A 16,141-nucleotide genomic window follows, 5' to 3' on the forward strand; every position below is an offset into this window, starting at 1 on the left:
ATTATATAAATTTTTTCATTAGATTAAGTGGTTTTAGTTTAAGTCCATTATCTATTAAATTTTTTTTAATTGATTTTGCAGTAGCTAATGAACTTTCATTATCCCCATGTATGCAAACAGAGTCTATTTCACAAGGTATTTGCTTACCACTGTGACAATTAAGCGACTGATTTTTTACCATACTTAATACGTGTTTTTTTGCTTGTTCTGGGTTGATTATTAAAGCGTGAGGTTTTTTTCTAGAAACTAAATTTCCATTATCTTCATAGTTTCTATCTGCAAATATTTCACATGCAATTTTCATATTGAGTTTTTTTGCAGCTATTTCCATTTTAGATCCGGTTGGCACCAGATAGATTATTTCTTTATCAATTTGATAGATAGTTTTTGCTAATAGTGTTGCAAGCTCTAAGTCTTCACAAGCCATATTATTTAACGCACCATGTGGCTTTATATGAGTAACCTTTTCACCATACTCTTGAGCAATTTTATTTAGAGTTTGAAATTGGTCAATAATAAGTTTTGAAATTTCAGATGAATTTAAATTCATTCTTTTTCTTCCAAAATTTTCTGGATCATTAAATGAAGGATGGGCTCCAATACTTACTCCATTTTTTTTTGAAATTTGGACAACCATTCTCATTGTATCATTATCTCCAGCATGATAACCACAAGCAACATTTGCTGAATTAACAATATCTAATAAAGCAGGATCATTTTCTATTGAATGAAATTTTGATTTTTCGCCTAAGTCACAATTGATATTAATTTCCATAACCTATACCTTAGAGTATAACATGCTATGATCAAAAATATATTAAATCTTGGTGACGCATCAGTATATTGTGATTTCGGATCAGACGTAAATGAACAAATAAATTCAAATGTAATTTGTTATTTTAATGAAATCTCAAAGTTAGTTGAGACAAATGAAACTACTGGAATAAATAATATTATCCCTTCCTATAATAAATTAATCATCAATTTTGATTTGTCTCAAACTACATTTAACGAAGTTAAAGAAAAAATTTTAGCATTAGATGTTAAAAATCAAACCAAGGATAATTTTAAAAAAATTAAGATTGCTATTTGTTGTGATGATGAATTTGGCCTAGATTTTAATAGAATTTCAAAAATAACCAAACTCTCGAAAGAAGAAATTTTAAACTTAAGTCTAAATAAAGAATACTTTTGTTATATGACAGGATTTATTGCGGGTATGCCTTTTTTAGGAGATATAAATAAGGACATTAGATGTAATCGTTTAGAAACACCAAGATTAAAAGTTCCAAAAGGTTCGGTTGGAATAACCGAGCAGTTTGTAAACATTTATACTTTTGAAAGCCCTGGAGGATGGAATATTATAGGCAATACCCCTGAAAAAATTTTTGATAATTTAAACAGGAAAGAACCTGCTTTAATTAAACCTGGAGATAGAGTTAGTTTTTATCAAATATCTAAAGAAGAATATTTAAATTGGAATGAGTAATACATATTTTGAAGTTTTAAGAGCAGGAGTTAATACAACAATCCAAGATATTGGAAGAAATCACATGTATCACTTAGGCATTACAATTAGTGGTGCAATTGATCAAAGAAACTATGTTTTAAGTAATAAACTTGTAAACAATTCGTTAAATGAAGCAGTGATAGAGTTTGCTTATCAAGGCCCTCTCTTAAAATTAAAAAATGGTTCAATTAATTTTTGTATCACTGGTGATGTAATTTTTAAGATTATTAAAAAAGATGGCTCAATAGAAGATGGCATATGTTATGAAAGCTATACTTTAGAAGATGAAGAGCAATTAGATATAGTCTCAACCAAAAATACTGCTTATGGATATTTATCAGTTAGCAATGGTTTTAAATTACAAAAGATTTGGAATAGTTATTCAATAAATACAAAAGCAAATATTGGTCCAAACAATGGTAAAAAATATTCACTAAAAGATAAAATTCTAATTAACAATCAAGATCTTGCATTAAATAAAAAAAATAAAATAAATTATAATGAAAGTTCTGATAATTTAATTAGAATAATTAAAGGTACTAATTTCAATTATTTTTCAAAAAAATCACAAGCTAGTTTTTTTAATAATGAGTTTTCAGTAACTAAAGATGCAGATAGAATGGGCATTAGATTGACTGGACCTAAGTTAGAAAATATCGTTAACACAAATATTAAATCAGAAGGTCTTGTAAGAGGAGTAATCCAGGTCCCAGCCGATGGAAATCCAATTATAATGCTTTCTGATCACGGAACTATTGGAGGATACCCAAAGATCGGAGTTGTTATTTCAGCAGATTTAGATCAAGTTGGTCAATTTACACCTGGATCTAAAATAAGATTTAAAGAAGTAAGCCTTGCAGAAGCTCAGAATATATTTAAAGCATATACGATTGATACAAATAAATATTTAAATGAAAATAATTAGCAAAATTCCTGGCCCGATACTCGTTTTTATGGGTGCATGCTGCTTAAGCTTTGGAGGCTTGATTGTAAAATCATTCGAGGGTGCAACTCTGTGGCAAATATTATTTTGGCGTTCATTATTTTTTTCATTAACAATTTTGTTGTTTTTAGTAATCACTTATAAGCAAAAATTATTTAAGGCATTTTACGACTCGGGATTGCCAGGGTTTTTTGGTGGAATTATTTTATCCTTGGGTTTCTGTGGATATGTTTTTGCGATGTATAATACAACTGTTGCAAACACTAATTTTATCATTTCAACACAAATATTATTTCTAGCAATGTTTGGATACTTATTCTTAAAAGAAACAATTACATCTTTAACATTAGTATCAATTATCCTTGCGATCACTGGAGTTTTGTTAATGGTTGGAAATTCTTTATCACCAGGAGAAATGTCTGGCAATTTAGCAGCTTTTAGTATGCCTATTACATTTGCTGTTCTGATAATGATTGTGAGAAAGTTTCCTAATGTCGATATGGTACCTGCACAATTTATTGCGGGTGTAAGCTCATGTATTATTGGATATTTGTTATCAGACAAACTTATGATTTCCTCTAATGATATCTTTTTAGGATTTACTGCAGGTTTTTTTCAAGTTGGATTTGGATTTATATTTATAACTATGGGTGCTCGAAGTACTCCTTCTGCGATGGTTGGTATTATAATGCTATCCGAATCTGTTTTAGGACCTATATGGGCATTTTTATTTGCAGGTGAAAGATCATCATTATTTACATTAATTGGAGGCAGTATTATTCTTTTTGCAGTATTACTGCAATTTTATGCATTACTTTTTCCAAGTAAAAAAAAATTAGAAGTTGACTCTTAACATCAACTCATAGATTATCACATCATACGGGAGAGACTACACTACGTAGCGCCGAAGGAGCAACCACCCAGGAATCTCTCAGGCAAAAAGGACCGTACCATATTAACTCTGGAAAGAGATTTAGTTCTCGCCGAAGGAGCAAAACTCTCAGGCAAACATACAGATGGGTATAAAAGTTAATATGGAAAATATAAAAACTAAACTTTACAATTTACATCAAAAGCATGGAGCAAAGTTTGTTCCATTTGCAGGCTATGAAATGCCGATACAATATCCTGAAGGCATTGTAGAAGAACATAAATACACAAGATCAGATGCAGGATTATTTGATGTTTCTCACATGGGACAACTTTTTATTAAAGGTGGTGAGGAATTAACTACAGATTTAGAAAAAATTTTTCCCTTAGATTTAAAAAATATCTCCTTAAATCAAAGCAAGTATAGTTTCTTAATGAATGAAGAAGCCTTTATTCACGATGATTTGATTATCACAAAAGTAGAAGGAGGATACAATATTATTTTGAACGCAGCTTGCAAAAATGAAGATTATCAAATTATAGCAAAATTATTAAATAATAAATATGAAATGGTTTTAAATTCTGATTTATCACTCATTGCTATTCAGGGCCCTAAAGCTGCTAATATCTTAAAAGAAGTCATTGCAGGTCCTGATAATCTTAATTTTATGAATGGTGATTGGTTTAATTACTCAGATGATAAAGTTTATATAACAAGATCTGGATATACAGGTGAAGATGGTTTTGAAATTTCAATAGGCAATAACAAAGTAGAGGATTTAGTTAAAAATTTAATACTAAAAGGGGCAAAATTAATAGGTTTGGGTGCAAGAGATACCTTAAGATTGGAAGCAGGTCTTTGTTTATATGGTCATGATATTGATCTAGAGACAACACCAATTGAGGCAAATCTTAAATGGGCAATCTCTAAAAAAAGGTTAGAGAATGGTGGTTTCAGAGGGTTTGATAAAATTGATAGTCAGATAAAATCAGGTACTAAAAAATTAAGAGTAGGCATTGCTCCTGAAGAAAGAATTATAGCTCGAGAAAAAACAAAAGTGTTTAATGAGAATAATGAAGTTATAGGAGAAATAACAAGTGGAACTTTTGGACCAAGCATACAAAAACCAATTACACTTGGTTATGTGCAAAGTGAGTATGCTAAATTAGATACAAAGATTTTATTAGAAGTTAGAGGTAAAAAATACCCAGCTAAAATATGTAAATTACCATTTTATAAAAAAAGCTATGTGAAAGGAGCAAACTAATGAGTGATGTAAAATTTTCAAAAGAACATGAATGGATTAAAATGGATGGTGATATAGCCACAATAGGGATTACACAACATGCAACAGAAATGTTGGGAGATATTGTTTTTGTTGAGCTTCCTGAATTAGGATCAAATGTTGAAAAAGATGGTAATGCGGGAGTGGTTGAATCTACAAAAGCTGCAAGTGATGTTTATACCCCAGTTTCTGGAGAAGTAGTTGAAAACAATCAAGCAATTGTTGATGACCCGGGTAAAATAAATAGTGATCCGGAAAATGAAGCTTGGTTTTTTAAGCTTAAAATTAAAGATAAGGCAGAGTTGGATACTCTAATGAATAAAGAGGAATACGATAAATTTGCAAAAGAAAGTGGTAATTAAAAATGCTTAAAGCTTCACAAAAAGATTTTATTAAAAGACATATTGGACCATCTGATACTGAGCAAAATTTTATGCTCAAAGAATTAGGGTTTAAAAATTTGGACGAACTAATAAACAAAACAGTTCCAGAAAAAATCTTACTTAAAGAAAGTCTTGAAATTGGTGAACCTAATTCAGAATATGAAGCTTTAAGAAAACTAAAAGAAATTTCAAAAAAAAATATAATTAATTCAAACTTTATAGGTATGGGGTATTATGGAACTTTTACTCCACATGTAATTCTTAGAAATATTTTAGAAAATCCAGGCTGGTATACATCTTATACTCCATATCAACCTGAAGTAGCCCAAGGTAGATTGGAAATGCTTTTAAATTTCCAACAAATGATTATTGATTTTACAGGAATGGATATAGCTAACGCCTCTTTACTTGATGAAGGTACTGCGGCAGCTGAAGCTGTCGGACTAAGTTACAGAGTTAGTAAAAATGAAAGTAATAAAGTATTTGTATCAAAAGATTGTCACCCTCAAACTGTCGATGTTATTAAAACAAGAGCTGAACCTATGGGTTTAGAGGTTATTGTTGGAGATGAATATAAAGATATCAAAGGTGAAATTGTTTGTGGTATTATTCAATACCCTGGAACTTTAGGTGATATTAAAGATCCAAGTGAAGCGATCAGTCAAATTCATAAGAATAAAGGTAAGGCAGTTTTAATTTGTGATTTACTTTCGTTAGCCAAACTAAAAACACCTGCTGAACTTGGTGCGGATATAGCAGTTGGAAGCTCACAACGTTTTGGAATTCCAATGGGTTATGGTGGACCCCATGCAGCATTTTTTGCAACAAAAGATGAGTATAAAAGATCAATGCCAGGAAGAATTATAGGGGTATCGGTAGATCGTCATGGCAAAAAAGCATACAGACTTGCACTACAAACTCGTGAACAACATATAAGAAGAGACAAAGCAACAAGTAATATTTGTACAGCTCAAGCTTTACTAGCAATAGTGTCTGCAGCCTATGCAGTTTATCATGGGCCAGAGGGAATTCTTAAAATTGCTAACAACACATCTCAATTAACAAAAAACTTTTCAGATAAGCTAAAGCAGACAGGCTATGAATTATACTCAGAACATTTCTTTGATACAGTTACTATCAAAACTTTAGATAAAACTGACATTATTTATAACAATGCATTAAGAGAAAATATTAACATAAGAAAAGTAAACTCTCAAATGTTAGCAGTTTCATTTGATGAAAAGAAAAATGTTTATCGTGCTAATCAATTGCTTAAAGTTTTTAATTGTTCAGAAACTATCAAAGAAGAGATGAATGAAAGTTTAACTAATATTCCTAAAAACTTATTAAGAACTTCTAAATTTTTACAACACAAAGTGTTTAATAGTTATCATTCTGAAACAGATATGTTGAGGTATCTTAAAAGATTAGAAGATTCTGATATAGCATTGAACAGATCAATGATTGCTCTTGGATCATGTACAATGAAATTAAATGCAGTTGCTGAAATGATTCCAGTTACTTGGAGAGAATTTTCAGAACCACATCCATTTGCACCTTTAGAGCAGATGGAAGGGTATAGAACATTATTTACTGATTTAAAAAATTGGCTACGTTCAATAACTGGGTTTTCAGGTGTATCTTTACAACCTAATGCTGGAGCTCAAGGAGAGTTTGCAGGACTTATGGTGATTAGAAAATTTCATGAAAACAATGGAGATCATAATAGAAACATATGCTTAATTCCAAGTTCAGCACATGGAACAAACCCTGCTAGTGCACAAATGGTTGGAATGAAAGTTGTAGTTGTCAGTTGTGATAGTCATGGAAACGTAGATTTTGAAGATTTAAAAAATAAAGTTGAAAAACATAAAGACAATCTAGCAGCATTGATGGTTACTTATCCTTCGACACATGGTGTCTTTGAAGAAAAGATAGTAGATATTTGTGAACTTGTACATAGTAACGGTGGACAAGTTTATATGGATGGTGCTAATCTAAATGCACTTGTTGGAATAGCAAAGCCTGGCAAATTTGGGCCTGATGTTTGTCATATAAATTTACATAAAACTTTTTGTATACCTCATGGTGGAGGTGGACCTGGAATGGGACCAATCGCCTGTAAAAAACATTTAGAAAAATTTCTGCCCAACCATTCAGTTGTAAAAGATTGTGGACCAGCAACAGGTGTAGGTGCAATTTCTGCAGCTCCCTGGGGTAGTTCAAGCATTCTTTCCATATCTTGGATGTACATGAAGATGATGGGATCGGAAGGTTTGAGAAAGGCATCAGAAGTTGCAATTTTAAATGCTAATTACATTGCCTATAAATTAAACAGTTCTTTTCCTATTTTATACAAAGGCAAAAATGGCAACGTTGCACATGAATGTATTATTGATATCAGGCAAATAAAAATTGAAACAGGAATAACAGAGGAAGACATTGCAAAACGATTAATAGATTATGGTTTTCATGCACCTACTATGTCTTGGCCTGTTGCAGGAACGATGATGATTGAGCCCACAGAAAGTGAAAGCTTAGAGGAGATTGATAGGTTTTGCGATACTTTGATTAAGATTAAACAAGAAATAGATAAGATAAAATCAGGTGCTTTTGATAAATTGGATAATCCGTTAAAGAATGCGCCACATACGCACGTTGAATTAGCTTCAAATACATGGGATCATAAATATGAAAGAGAAGAGGCAGCTTATCCTTCTGAATTTTTAAGATCATTTAAGTTTTGGCCTCCAGTTGCTAGAGTAGATAATGTTTATGGAGATAAAAACTTATTTTGTACATGTCCTTCAATGGATGAATACGAAGAGACAGCAGCATAATAAAAATATCATAAAATGAAAATTGCTGTAGTTGGAGCTGGCATATCAGGTTTAAGTGCAGCATATTATTTGTCTAAAAAACATAAAGTTGATTTATTTGAAAAAGAAAATCAGTTTGGTGGTCACGCAAATACAATAAAAGTTAATTACAGACAAAACAAAGAAATAGCTGTAGATATTGGATTTATGGTATTTAACAAAAATACCTATCCAAATCTAATCAATTTTTTTTCTGAAAATAAAATTGCAATAGAAAAAAGTGATATGTCATTTTCTGTTACTGTTGAGGGCACTAATATTGAATACTGTGGCAAAGGGTTAAAAGGAATTTTTTCAAATAAACAAAATTTATTTAATTTAAAATTTATCAAAATGTTTTTTGAAATTCTTAGCTTTTATAAAAACTGTGAAAAATTGGATATTGCAAAAATACAATCCACAACACTAGGAAATTATCTTAAAGAAATAAAAATTTCAGATTATTTTATAAATTATCATATTATTCCTATGGTTTCAGCAATTTGGTCAATGCCTCCCTATGAAGCCTCACAAATGCCTCTGACGTTCTTTTTAAGTTTTTTTAAAAATCATGGATTGTTTAAAATAAAAAATAGACCACAATGGTATACGGTTGCAAATCGGAGCAAAACATATGTTGATAAAATAATTTCACAAATTAGTGGTCAACATTACAAAAATTATAACATTAATAAAATAACTAGACAAAGTACAGGTGTTAAAGTTTTTTATGGTGAAGAAAATGAATTCTTTGATTATGACAAAGTTGTAATTGCAACTCATGCAGATGAAGTATTAAATATTATAGATAGTCCAACACCAGAAGAGGAATTAATTTTAAAAAATTTTAAATATAAAAGTAATATTGCTGTTATTCATTTTGATGAGAGTGTTATGCCAAAAAATAAGAAAGCTTGGTGTTCATGGAACTCTTCAATGGATCCAAATAATATTGAAAAGACGTCAGTTACCTATTGGTTAAATCAGTTGCAAAACCTAGAAATTGATAGAAATATTTTTTTAACCTTAAATCCATTTAAGGAAATACCTGTTGAAAAAATCTTTAAAAAGGTATCGTTTACTCATCCCTATTACGATGCAGAGGCATTACTAAATCAAGGTGAACTGCATAAAATTCAAAATAAAGAAAATATATTGTTTTGTGGAAGTTATTTTGGCTATGGTTTTCATGAAGATGGAATAAAATCTTCTATTGAAATGCTAAAAAAACTTAATGATTAAAAACTCATATATTTATACAGGATCTGTAATACACAAAAGATTCAAGCCAACCATTCATAGTTTTAAATATAAAGTATTTTCATTACTAATTGATCTTGCTGAGTTAGATACATTACAAAAAAATTTAAAAATATTTTCATATAATAAATTCAATATCGTTAGTTTTTTTGATGTAGACCATGGACCAAGAGATGGTAGCCCAGTTGAAAATTGGGTTAAAGATAATCTAAAAAAAAATAATCAAGAGTATGAAGACGTACAAATTAAACTTTTATGTTATCCAAGAATATTCGGTTATGTTTTTAATCCACTAAGTGTCTTTTATATATATGATAATAAATCAAATCTTATATCAATCATGCATGAAGTTAAAAATACATTTGGTGAACAACACGTTTATATCTTTAAAGTTAATAAAAATGAAAATTTAGTACAGCAAATTTGTAAAAAGAAATTTCATGTTTCACCTTTTATAAATATGAATTGTGTTTATTTTTTTAGAATATTAAAACCTGGAAATAAAATTTCAGTAATAATTGATGTACAAGACCCAGAGGGTAAAATTCTTTATGCATCTCAAGATGGGATTAAAAGTGAATTAAATAATGCATCTTTAATCAAGTCTTACTTAAAGCACCCATTAATGACATTTAAAGTTATCGTGGCGATACATTTTGAGGCATTTAAATTGTGGATAAAAAAAATAAAGTTTATTCAAAAAAAAATTAAAATTAAAAATAATATTACAATAGAAAATTAATGCTCATTTATAAACTGTCAGATTTAATTGTATTTAGCTTATTGAAAAATATTAAGCATGGATATCTTGAGGTTATAAAAATGAATGGTGAAGTCCTTAAGTTTGGTGATCCAAATGAAAGTTTAAAAGTTTCATTAGAAATTAAAGATAAAAGTTTCATTTATAACCTGATCAAGAGTGGAAGCATAGGATTAGGCGAATCTTATATGAAAGGATTTTTTACAACAAATAACCTTTCAGATTTAATTGAATTAACTGCTCGTAACATAGATATCATTTACAAGTTTTCAGGGATTTTAGACTTAACTATTATTAATTATATAAAGAGAAAGTTTGTTAAAAATACTAAAACTAGAAGTAAAGAGAATATTGCAAGGCATTATGACCTTGGTAATGATTTCTTTTCTTTATGGCTAGATAAATCGTTAACTTATTCAAGTGCAATATTTAAAGACCCTGATCAAGATTTATTTGAAGCACAAAAAAATAAATATCAAAAATTAATAGACCTTTTACAACCATCAAGTGGGAGTAGAGTGCTAGAGATTGGATGTGGTTGGGGGGGTTTTGCTGAGTACTTAGGCACTAATTACGATGTTAAGTTAGATTGTATAACCATTTCTCAAAGACAATTTGAATTTGCTAAAGAAAGAATTCACAAATACGGGTTAAACGAAAAAGTTAATATAGAATTAAAAGATTATAGAGATTTGAAAGCTAAGTATCACCATATTGCATCAATTGAAATGATAGAAGCGGTAGGTCAAGATTACTTGAATAGTTATTTTAATACTATTAAAAATAATTTGTTACCTTCTGGCACGGCTGGTATTCAAGCAATAACTATCGATGACCAATTATTTGATCGATACAAAAATAAAGAAGATTTTATTCAAAAATATATTTTCCCGGGTGGTTTTTTGCCTTCAAAAAGTGAATTACAAAATTATGTTGATAAAAATGGATTAAAATTTAATGAATATAATTCATATGCCAACCATTACTCGGAGACTTTGATTGTTTGGAGAGAAATATTTAATAAAAAATGGGACTTAATTAAAAAACAAGGTTTTGATTTAAAATTTAAAAAAATGTGGGAATTTTACCTTTCATATTGTGAAGCTGGGTTTAAATCAAAAAATATAGACTTAATTCAATTTTCACTACAAAATAAATAACAATAGGAGATACATGATAAACTTTAAGATAACTAGATTAACAGTGTTAATAATTGCTTTATTCTTTACAGCAAGTTGTATAAACAATAACTCTATGAAGCCTACAGATTTCAAAAATACAAAACCAACTATGACTATAGAGCAATACTTTGATGGTCCGGTTAAAGCATGGGGTCTATTACAAGACCGTAGTGGTAAGGTTACTAGACAATTTAAAGCAGATATGACGGGCAGTTTTGAAGGAGATATTTTAACTCTTAAAGAAGATTTTTATTGGACAGATGGAGAAAAACAAAATCGAATATGGGAAATAAAAAAGATTGATCAAAATTACTATGAAGGTACGGCACCTGATGTAGTGGGTACAGCTAAAGGCTATCAATATGGATCAGCTTTTAAATTTGAATATGATTTAATGGTCCCATTTAAAGGAAAGAATATTAAAGTTTCTTTTGATGATTGGATTTTTAAACAAGATGAAGATGTTGCAATTAATCGTGCCACACTTACAAAATTTGGTTTTAAAGTTGGAGAATTGACTGTTTTCTTTAAAAAAAATTAATAATCAATTTTCTTCATGCCTCTAGCAACTAGCTTAAAATATAAACTACTAGGCAGCATTTGAAGAAATTTTAAAAAATAAGTAAAGGCTTTTGGGAAATGTATTTCAAAACTTTTTTTGATTACTAATCCTTTATAAATTTCCTCAGCAGCAAATTCTGGGGTTTTAATCATGGGCATTGGAAAATCATTTTGATCAGTCATAGGCGTTTTTATGAAACCAGGACTGATTAATGAAACTCGTACATTCTTCATTCTCATATCAAAGTTTAAACTTTCAGCAAAGCTGGTAAGTGCTGATTTTGAAGCACAATATGCCCCAGCTGCAGGTAATCCTCTGTAGCCCGCAACAGAAGAAATTATAGATATTTGGCCATTTTTTTTTTCAGAAAAATAATCATAGATTGAATTAATTGAATTCATTGTTCCAAAATAATTAACTTCCATTATTTCTCTTATTTTATCTAAATTAAATTTTTTCTCTGATTTTGGATCATGCATGCCAGTACCGAACACACATATATCAATACTATTTAATTGTTTGATTATATCTTTTGCAACTAATTTACATGAATCGACTTTAGTAACATCCAAAGGAAAAGGAAATATATTTTGATTAATTTTTTTAAGTTCATTTAATAAATTTTCACGTCTTGCAGATGCAGCAACTACCCACCCATTTTCTGCAAATTTGATTGCAAGAGCTTTACCAATTCCACTACTTGCACCGGTTATCCAAATAACTTTTTTTTCTTCCATATTCTATTGTATAATAGAAATATGTTAAAAAACAAATTCTTATCTTTTTTATTATTTGCGCTTGTAACTTTTTATGCATCCACAATAGGAGGTTTCGCTACAGTAGGTTTTAAAGAGCCTTGGTATTCTTTAATCATCAAACCTTCATTTAATCCACCAGATTGGATTTTTGCACCAGTTTGGACAACACTTTATTTTTTTATGACAATTGCTATCTGGAAATTTTGGCATAGTAAAAATAGAGACATGAACACTATTTACATCTATTTCATTCATTTAATTTTTAATACAACTTGGAGTATAGTTTTTTTTGTTTTTCATAAAATTGTTTTAGCCATGATTGTATTGGTAATTTTAATCTTATTGATAATTATTCTCATAATTAGATTTAAGCGTGTCAACTTGTACAGTTATTATTTAATGATTCCTTATTTACTTTGGTGTCTCTTTGCATTACTTCTTAATATAAGTTTAATCATATTAAATTAAAATAAATTATGGATGATGTTGTAATAGTAGGTGGTGGAATAATAGGAACTGCTACAGCTTATTTTTTATCTAAAGAAGGTAGAAAAGTAAAAGTTATAGAAAGAGACCCGACTTATAAAACAGCTTCTTTTCCATTATCACTTGGCGGATTTAGAAGACAGTTTTTTCAAAAAGAAAACATATTACTTGGAAAGTTTGCTAGAGAATTTATCTTTCAAATACCAGAATTACTTAAAACTGAAAAAAATCCAAACCCTACAGCAAGCATGGTTACAAATGGCTACTTGTTAATGTTTGGTCCAGAGCATGCCGAGGAACAATATGAAGCCTTAAAAAATCATGAAGCTTGTGATGCTGGAACTAAAAATATCAAAGGTTCTGAACTATCAAAAATATTTCCTTATATAAATAGTGAAGGTATTGAAACAGCAACTTATACTGACAATCAAAGTGAGGGATGGATTGATCCTTTCATGTTTCATAGTGCTTTAAAAAGTAAGGCAATTGAATTAGGTGCTGAATTTATTAAAGGCGAAGTAAAAAATATTTCTGATATCAAAGCTAAAACAATTATATCGGCAGCAGGATGTTGGACTAAAGAATTATTAAAAGATATTCCAGTGGTTCCACAAAAACACACAGTTTTTAGAGTTAAATGCCCTAAATATATTAAAGAAATGCCATTAACGGGAGATTTAACAACAGGAGTTTACTGGAGACCTGAGGGTGGAGAATATTTAGCAGGTTCACCTAATTCAGTATTTGATGCTACTGATTTAGAACCAGCTTGGAATGATTTTGAGGAATTAGTATGGCCTGCATTAGCACAAAGAATTCCAGCTTTTGAAGAATTAAAATTAACCGGTGGATGGGCTGGTTATTATGATTGTAATAAATTAGATAACAATGCCGTGGTTGGCAAACACCCTAAATATGAAAATGTATATATGGCCTCAGGGTTTACAGGTAGAGGATTAATGCAAGCCCCTGGAATAGGAAGAGCATTAACTGAATTAATTTCTACAGGATCTTATCAAACGATTGATATTAGTGATTTTTCTGTTGAAAGAGTTCTTGATAATAATGCTAGACCAGAACCCTACGTTTTGTAACTTAATTACTTGCAATATAAATCTCCCCACAGAAGATTGTCTTTTTGAATATTATTTTTAATATCCTCTTTAATTGTGTTAGCAGTTGTCCAGTGTGTGTAAAATTTTCTCCTTTCACCAAGCGAGTAACTAAAATCTAAATATCCTAATGAAATTAAATAATCTATAGATTTAAAAGCATCTTCGATAAATTCTGAGGTAAATTCAAATGATATTATTCCAGATTTTTTTGTTAAGCCTAATATTACCTCGTGTTCAAAGCCCTCGACATCAATTTTAATATATTTAGGTTCACCAAATTTTTTTATAAGTTCGTCTAGTGTTGTTATATCAACTATAATTTTTTCATCCCATTTAGAGTCTGAAAACCTACCTGTCTTCCAATGTTCAGCAAATGTAGAAATCACAGGTTGTTTAGAGTTGATGCTCATTTCCATTTTTTGTTTAGATTTTCCGAGACCCATGGGGACGATAGTAACAAATTTATTTTTTGAGTATAATTTATTTAGTTGTTTTAAACACTCAGGTTGAGGCTCAATCATAATAACATTGATATTATTTTTAATTAATTCTTTTGATTTTTCTCCAAGGTGAGCGCCAACATCAAAAATTAAATCATTAGTATTAAGAAATTTTGATACTTCGTGATATTTTATTTTTTTTTTTAATAAAAGAGAAACAAATTTTTTTATTAAGGTTTTGTATTTAGTAATCATTTTTATATTTATAGATTATGTACCACAGAAAGTTTGATATTTCCTATCACTATGTGGAGCAGGAGACATTAATTCTAAATCATTTTCATTAACCTGATATGGATTTTTTAAAATTTCAGTTAATTTATTAAATAAAGTTAAATCACCATTATTAGCTAACATTAAAGCCTCTTCAATTTTGTGATTACGAGGTATTACCATTGGGTTAGAAGAACTCATTAAAATCATAGATTTAACATAGGAATTACCAAACATTATTAATCTTTTCATCCATTTAGTTTTCCATAAATCAAAGTCAGCATTATCATAAACTTTAGAATTTTTAATTGTTTTATTCATCAAAAAAATAAAAGTATTTGTATAATCTGCTTTTTTTTCATACATCCAATTTAATAATTCCATAATTAAATTTTTATCTTCTTTATCTTCACCATATAACCCAAGTTTATCTCGCATCATATTTAACCATTTTGTTTCGTAATTTTGCTCAAACTTATCTAAAGCTTCTGTGGCTAATTTAATTGCTTCATCTTCATTTTTACTAATAAGAGGAATTAGACATTCAGCAAATCTTGTTAAATTCCATTTGGTAATTTTTGGTTGATTGTCATAGGCATACCTACCTAATTGATCTATTGAGCTAAAAACTGTTTTAGGATCATAAACATCCATGAATGCACAAGGACCATAATCTATTGTTTCACCAGATATAGACATATTATCAGTATTCATAACCCCATGAATAAAACCAACACGCATCCAATCAATTACAAGCTGGGTTTGTTTTTCGATTAAAACATTTAGTAAGTCTAATGCTTTATTCTTTGATGATTTTATATTGGGATAATACTTTTCAATTGTGTAATTAATTAAAATTTCTAAATCATTAATATTTTGTTTTGCAGCAATGTATTGAAATGTTCCAACCCTTAGATGGCCTAAGGCTACCCTTGTAAGAATTGCACCTTGTAAAATTTGTTCCCTAACCACATCTTCACCAGTTTTAACTACTGCTAAACTTCTAGTAGTAGGTATTTTTAAAAAATGCATTGCTTCACTTATTATATATTCTCTCAACATAGGGCCTAAAACAGCCCTACCATCACCACTGCGTGAGAATGGAGTTCTACCAGAACCTTTGAATTGTATATCAAATCGTTCATTATTTTTGGTCAAGTGTTCGCCAATCAAAATGGCTCTTCCATCACCAAGCATTGTAAAATGGCCAAATTGGTGACCAGCGTAAGCTTGTGCTATAGAGTTAGATCCTTTAGGTAACATATTTCCTGAAAAAATTTTTGATAAATCGCTATCATTAACATTTGAAAAATCTAGATCTAATTTATTTGCTAGATCTTTATTTAATATTAATATTTCTGGTGCGCTAACTGCAACAGGGTTGATATTTTCTTTGAATGTTTTTGGTAATCTTGAATAACTATTGTCAAAATGCCAACCAATTGTCATTTTATTG

General features: G+C 29.7%; 16 protein-coding genes and 1 riboswitch. Of the genes, 12 read left to right on the top strand and 4 right to left on the bottom strand.

What is annotated here, in order from left to right:
* Nucleotide 1: 1 nt before the first annotated feature.
* A complete protein-coding gene (locus AC5SL8_RS01390) occupies nucleotides 2-775 on the bottom strand; it encodes a 5-oxoprolinase subunit PxpA (RefSeq protein WP_271516627.1) in 774 nt (257 codons plus the stop codon).
* Between the two features lie 27 nt (nucleotides 776-802).
* Between AC5SL8_RS01390 and AC5SL8_RS01395 the strand changes: the two genes are divergently transcribed.
* From AC5SL8_RS01395 to AC5SL8_RS01440, 10 genes are all read left to right on the top strand, one after another.
* Nucleotides 803-1,489 carry a 5-oxoprolinase subunit B family protein gene (locus tag AC5SL8_RS01395; RefSeq protein WP_494580263.1) on the top strand — a complete coding sequence of 229 codons (687 nt, stop codon included), beginning with the start codon at nucleotides 803-805 and terminating at the stop codon, nucleotides 1,487-1,489.
* Entirely contained in the window at nucleotides 1,482-2,435 is a 954-nt protein-coding gene (locus tag AC5SL8_RS01400; protein ID WP_494580265.1) for a 5-oxoprolinase subunit C family protein, read from the top strand. Before AC5SL8_RS01395 ends, AC5SL8_RS01400 begins: the two co-directional genes overlap by 8 nt.
* Nucleotides 2,422-3,306 (top strand): DMT family transporter, encoded by an 885-nt coding sequence (locus AC5SL8_RS01405; RefSeq protein ID WP_494580267.1) that lies wholly within the window; start codon nucleotides 2,422-2,424, stop codon nucleotides 3,304-3,306. Before AC5SL8_RS01400 ends, AC5SL8_RS01405 begins: the two co-directional genes overlap by 14 nt.
* Before the next feature lie 17 nt (nucleotides 3,307-3,323).
* A riboswitch (glycine riboswitch) is annotated at nucleotides 3,324-3,411 on the top strand.
* A 76-nt stretch (nucleotides 3,412-3,487) separates the two neighbouring features.
* The gene (gcvT, locus tag AC5SL8_RS01410; protein ID WP_494580269.1) at nucleotides 3,488-4,591 is read left to right on the top strand and encodes a glycine cleavage system aminomethyltransferase GcvT; all 1,104 of its coding nucleotides are present in this window, start codon (nucleotides 3,488-3,490) and stop codon (nucleotides 4,589-4,591) included.
* Complete coding sequence (gcvH, locus tag AC5SL8_RS01415) at nucleotides 4,591-4,971, top strand: glycine cleavage system protein GcvH (protein WP_271516618.1); 381 nt, start codon at nucleotides 4,591-4,593, stop codon at nucleotides 4,969-4,971. Before gcvT ends, gcvH begins: the two co-directional genes overlap by 1 nt.
* Nucleotides 4,972-4,973: 2 nt before the next feature.
* Nucleotides 4,974-7,832 (top strand): aminomethyl-transferring glycine dehydrogenase, encoded by a 2,859-nt coding sequence (gene gcvP / locus AC5SL8_RS01420; protein ID WP_494580271.1) that lies wholly within the window; start codon nucleotides 4,974-4,976, stop codon nucleotides 7,830-7,832.
* A 15-nt stretch (nucleotides 7,833-7,847) separates the two neighbouring features.
* Nucleotides 7,848-9,092: an NAD(P)/FAD-dependent oxidoreductase gene (locus AC5SL8_RS01425; RefSeq protein ID WP_494580273.1), complete on the top strand. Its 1,245-nt coding sequence runs from the start codon at nucleotides 7,848-7,850 to the stop codon at nucleotides 9,090-9,092.
* The gene (locus AC5SL8_RS01430) at nucleotides 9,085-9,852 is read left to right on the top strand and encodes a DUF1365 domain-containing protein (RefSeq protein WP_271516611.1); all 768 of its coding nucleotides are present in this window, start codon (nucleotides 9,085-9,087) and stop codon (nucleotides 9,850-9,852) included. The genes AC5SL8_RS01425 and AC5SL8_RS01430 overlap by 8 nt, the downstream gene beginning before the upstream one ends.
* Nucleotides 9,852-11,030 carry a class I SAM-dependent methyltransferase gene (locus AC5SL8_RS01435; protein ID WP_494580275.1) on the top strand — a complete coding sequence of 393 codons (1,179 nt, stop codon included), beginning with the start codon at nucleotides 9,852-9,854 and terminating at the stop codon, nucleotides 11,028-11,030. Before AC5SL8_RS01430 ends, AC5SL8_RS01435 begins: the two co-directional genes overlap by 1 nt.
* A 13-nt stretch (nucleotides 11,031-11,043) precedes the next feature.
* The gene (locus tag AC5SL8_RS01440; protein ID WP_271516607.1) at nucleotides 11,044-11,592 is read left to right on the top strand and encodes a DUF3833 domain-containing protein; all 549 of its coding nucleotides are present in this window, start codon (nucleotides 11,044-11,046) and stop codon (nucleotides 11,590-11,592) included.
* Here AC5SL8_RS01440 and AC5SL8_RS01445 read toward each other — a convergent pair.
* Nucleotides 11,589-12,350, bottom strand: a complete 762-nt coding sequence (locus AC5SL8_RS01445) for an SDR family NAD(P)-dependent oxidoreductase (protein WP_271516605.1) — start codon at nucleotides 12,348-12,350, stop codon at nucleotides 11,589-11,591. The genes AC5SL8_RS01440 and AC5SL8_RS01445 overlap by 4 nt on opposite strands.
* A 21-nt stretch (nucleotides 12,351-12,371) precedes the next feature.
* On the opposite strand from AC5SL8_RS01445, the gene AC5SL8_RS01450 reads away from it, so the two are divergent.
* Complete coding sequence (locus AC5SL8_RS01450; RefSeq protein ID WP_494580277.1) at nucleotides 12,372-12,839, top strand: TspO/MBR family protein; 468 nt, start codon at nucleotides 12,372-12,374, stop codon at nucleotides 12,837-12,839.
* An 8-nt stretch (nucleotides 12,840-12,847) separates the two neighbouring features.
* Nucleotides 12,848-13,951, top strand: coding sequence for an NAD(P)/FAD-dependent oxidoreductase (locus tag AC5SL8_RS01455; RefSeq protein ID WP_494580279.1), 1,104 nt, complete (start codon nucleotides 12,848-12,850; stop codon nucleotides 13,949-13,951).
* Between the two features lie 5 nt (nucleotides 13,952-13,956).
* Here AC5SL8_RS01455 and AC5SL8_RS01460 read toward each other — a convergent pair whose 3' ends face one another.
* Together AC5SL8_RS01460 and AC5SL8_RS01465 are read right to left on the bottom strand one after the other, a co-directional pair.
* On the bottom strand, nucleotides 13,957-14,667 hold the full coding sequence (locus AC5SL8_RS01460; RefSeq protein ID WP_494580281.1) for an FkbM family methyltransferase: 711 nt from the start codon (nucleotides 14,665-14,667) through the stop codon (nucleotides 13,957-13,959).
* Between the two features lie 15 nt (nucleotides 14,668-14,682).
* Nucleotides 14,683-16,134 carry a protein adenylyltransferase SelO gene (locus AC5SL8_RS01465; protein ID WP_494580283.1) on the bottom strand — a complete coding sequence of 484 codons (1,452 nt, stop codon included), beginning with the start codon at nucleotides 16,132-16,134 and terminating at the stop codon, nucleotides 14,683-14,685.
* Nucleotides 16,135-16,141 lie beyond the last annotated feature (7 nt).

The organism is Candidatus Pelagibacter sp. PS_41, assembly GCF_059417725.1.

Coding starts and splice junctions, on each gene's coding strand:
- AC5SL8_RS01390 (WP_271516627.1), bottom strand. CDS start 775: ATGGAAATTAATATCAATTGTGACTTAGGCGAAAAATCAAAATTTCAT.
- AC5SL8_RS01395 (WP_494580263.1), top strand. CDS start 803: ATGATCAAAAATATATTAAATCTTGGTGACGCATCAGTATATTGTGAT.
- AC5SL8_RS01400 (WP_494580265.1), top strand. CDS start 1,482: ATGAGTAATACATATTTTGAAGTTTTAAGAGCAGGAGTTAATACAACA.
- AC5SL8_RS01405 (WP_494580267.1), top strand. CDS start 2,422: ATGAAAATAATTAGCAAAATTCCTGGCCCGATACTCGTTTTTATGGGT.
- gcvT (WP_494580269.1), top strand. CDS start 3,488: ATGGAAAATATAAAAACTAAACTTTACAATTTACATCAAAAGCATGGA.
- gcvH (WP_271516618.1), top strand. CDS start 4,591: ATGAGTGATGTAAAATTTTCAAAAGAACATGAATGGATTAAAATGGAT.
- gcvP (WP_494580271.1), top strand. CDS start 4,974: ATGCTTAAAGCTTCACAAAAAGATTTTATTAAAAGACATATTGGACCA.
- AC5SL8_RS01425 (WP_494580273.1), top strand. CDS start 7,848: ATGAAAATTGCTGTAGTTGGAGCTGGCATATCAGGTTTAAGTGCAGCA.
- AC5SL8_RS01430 (WP_271516611.1), top strand. CDS start 9,085: ATGATTAAAAACTCATATATTTATACAGGATCTGTAATACACAAAAGA.
- AC5SL8_RS01435 (WP_494580275.1), top strand. CDS start 9,852: ATGCTCATTTATAAACTGTCAGATTTAATTGTATTTAGCTTATTGAAA.
- AC5SL8_RS01440 (WP_271516607.1), top strand. CDS start 11,044: ATGATAAACTTTAAGATAACTAGATTAACAGTGTTAATAATTGCTTTA.
- AC5SL8_RS01445 (WP_271516605.1), bottom strand. CDS start 12,350: ATGGAAGAAAAAAAAGTTATTTGGATAACCGGTGCAAGTAGTGGAATT.
- AC5SL8_RS01450 (WP_494580277.1), top strand. CDS start 12,372: ATGTTAAAAAACAAATTCTTATCTTTTTTATTATTTGCGCTTGTAACT.
- AC5SL8_RS01455 (WP_494580279.1), top strand. CDS start 12,848: ATGGATGATGTTGTAATAGTAGGTGGTGGAATAATAGGAACTGCTACA.
- AC5SL8_RS01460 (WP_494580281.1), bottom strand. CDS start 14,667: ATGATTACTAAATACAAAACCTTAATAAAAAAATTTGTTTCTCTTTTA.
- AC5SL8_RS01465 (WP_494580283.1), bottom strand. CDS start 16,134: ATGACAATTGGTTGGCATTTTGACAATAGTTATTCAAGATTACCAAAA.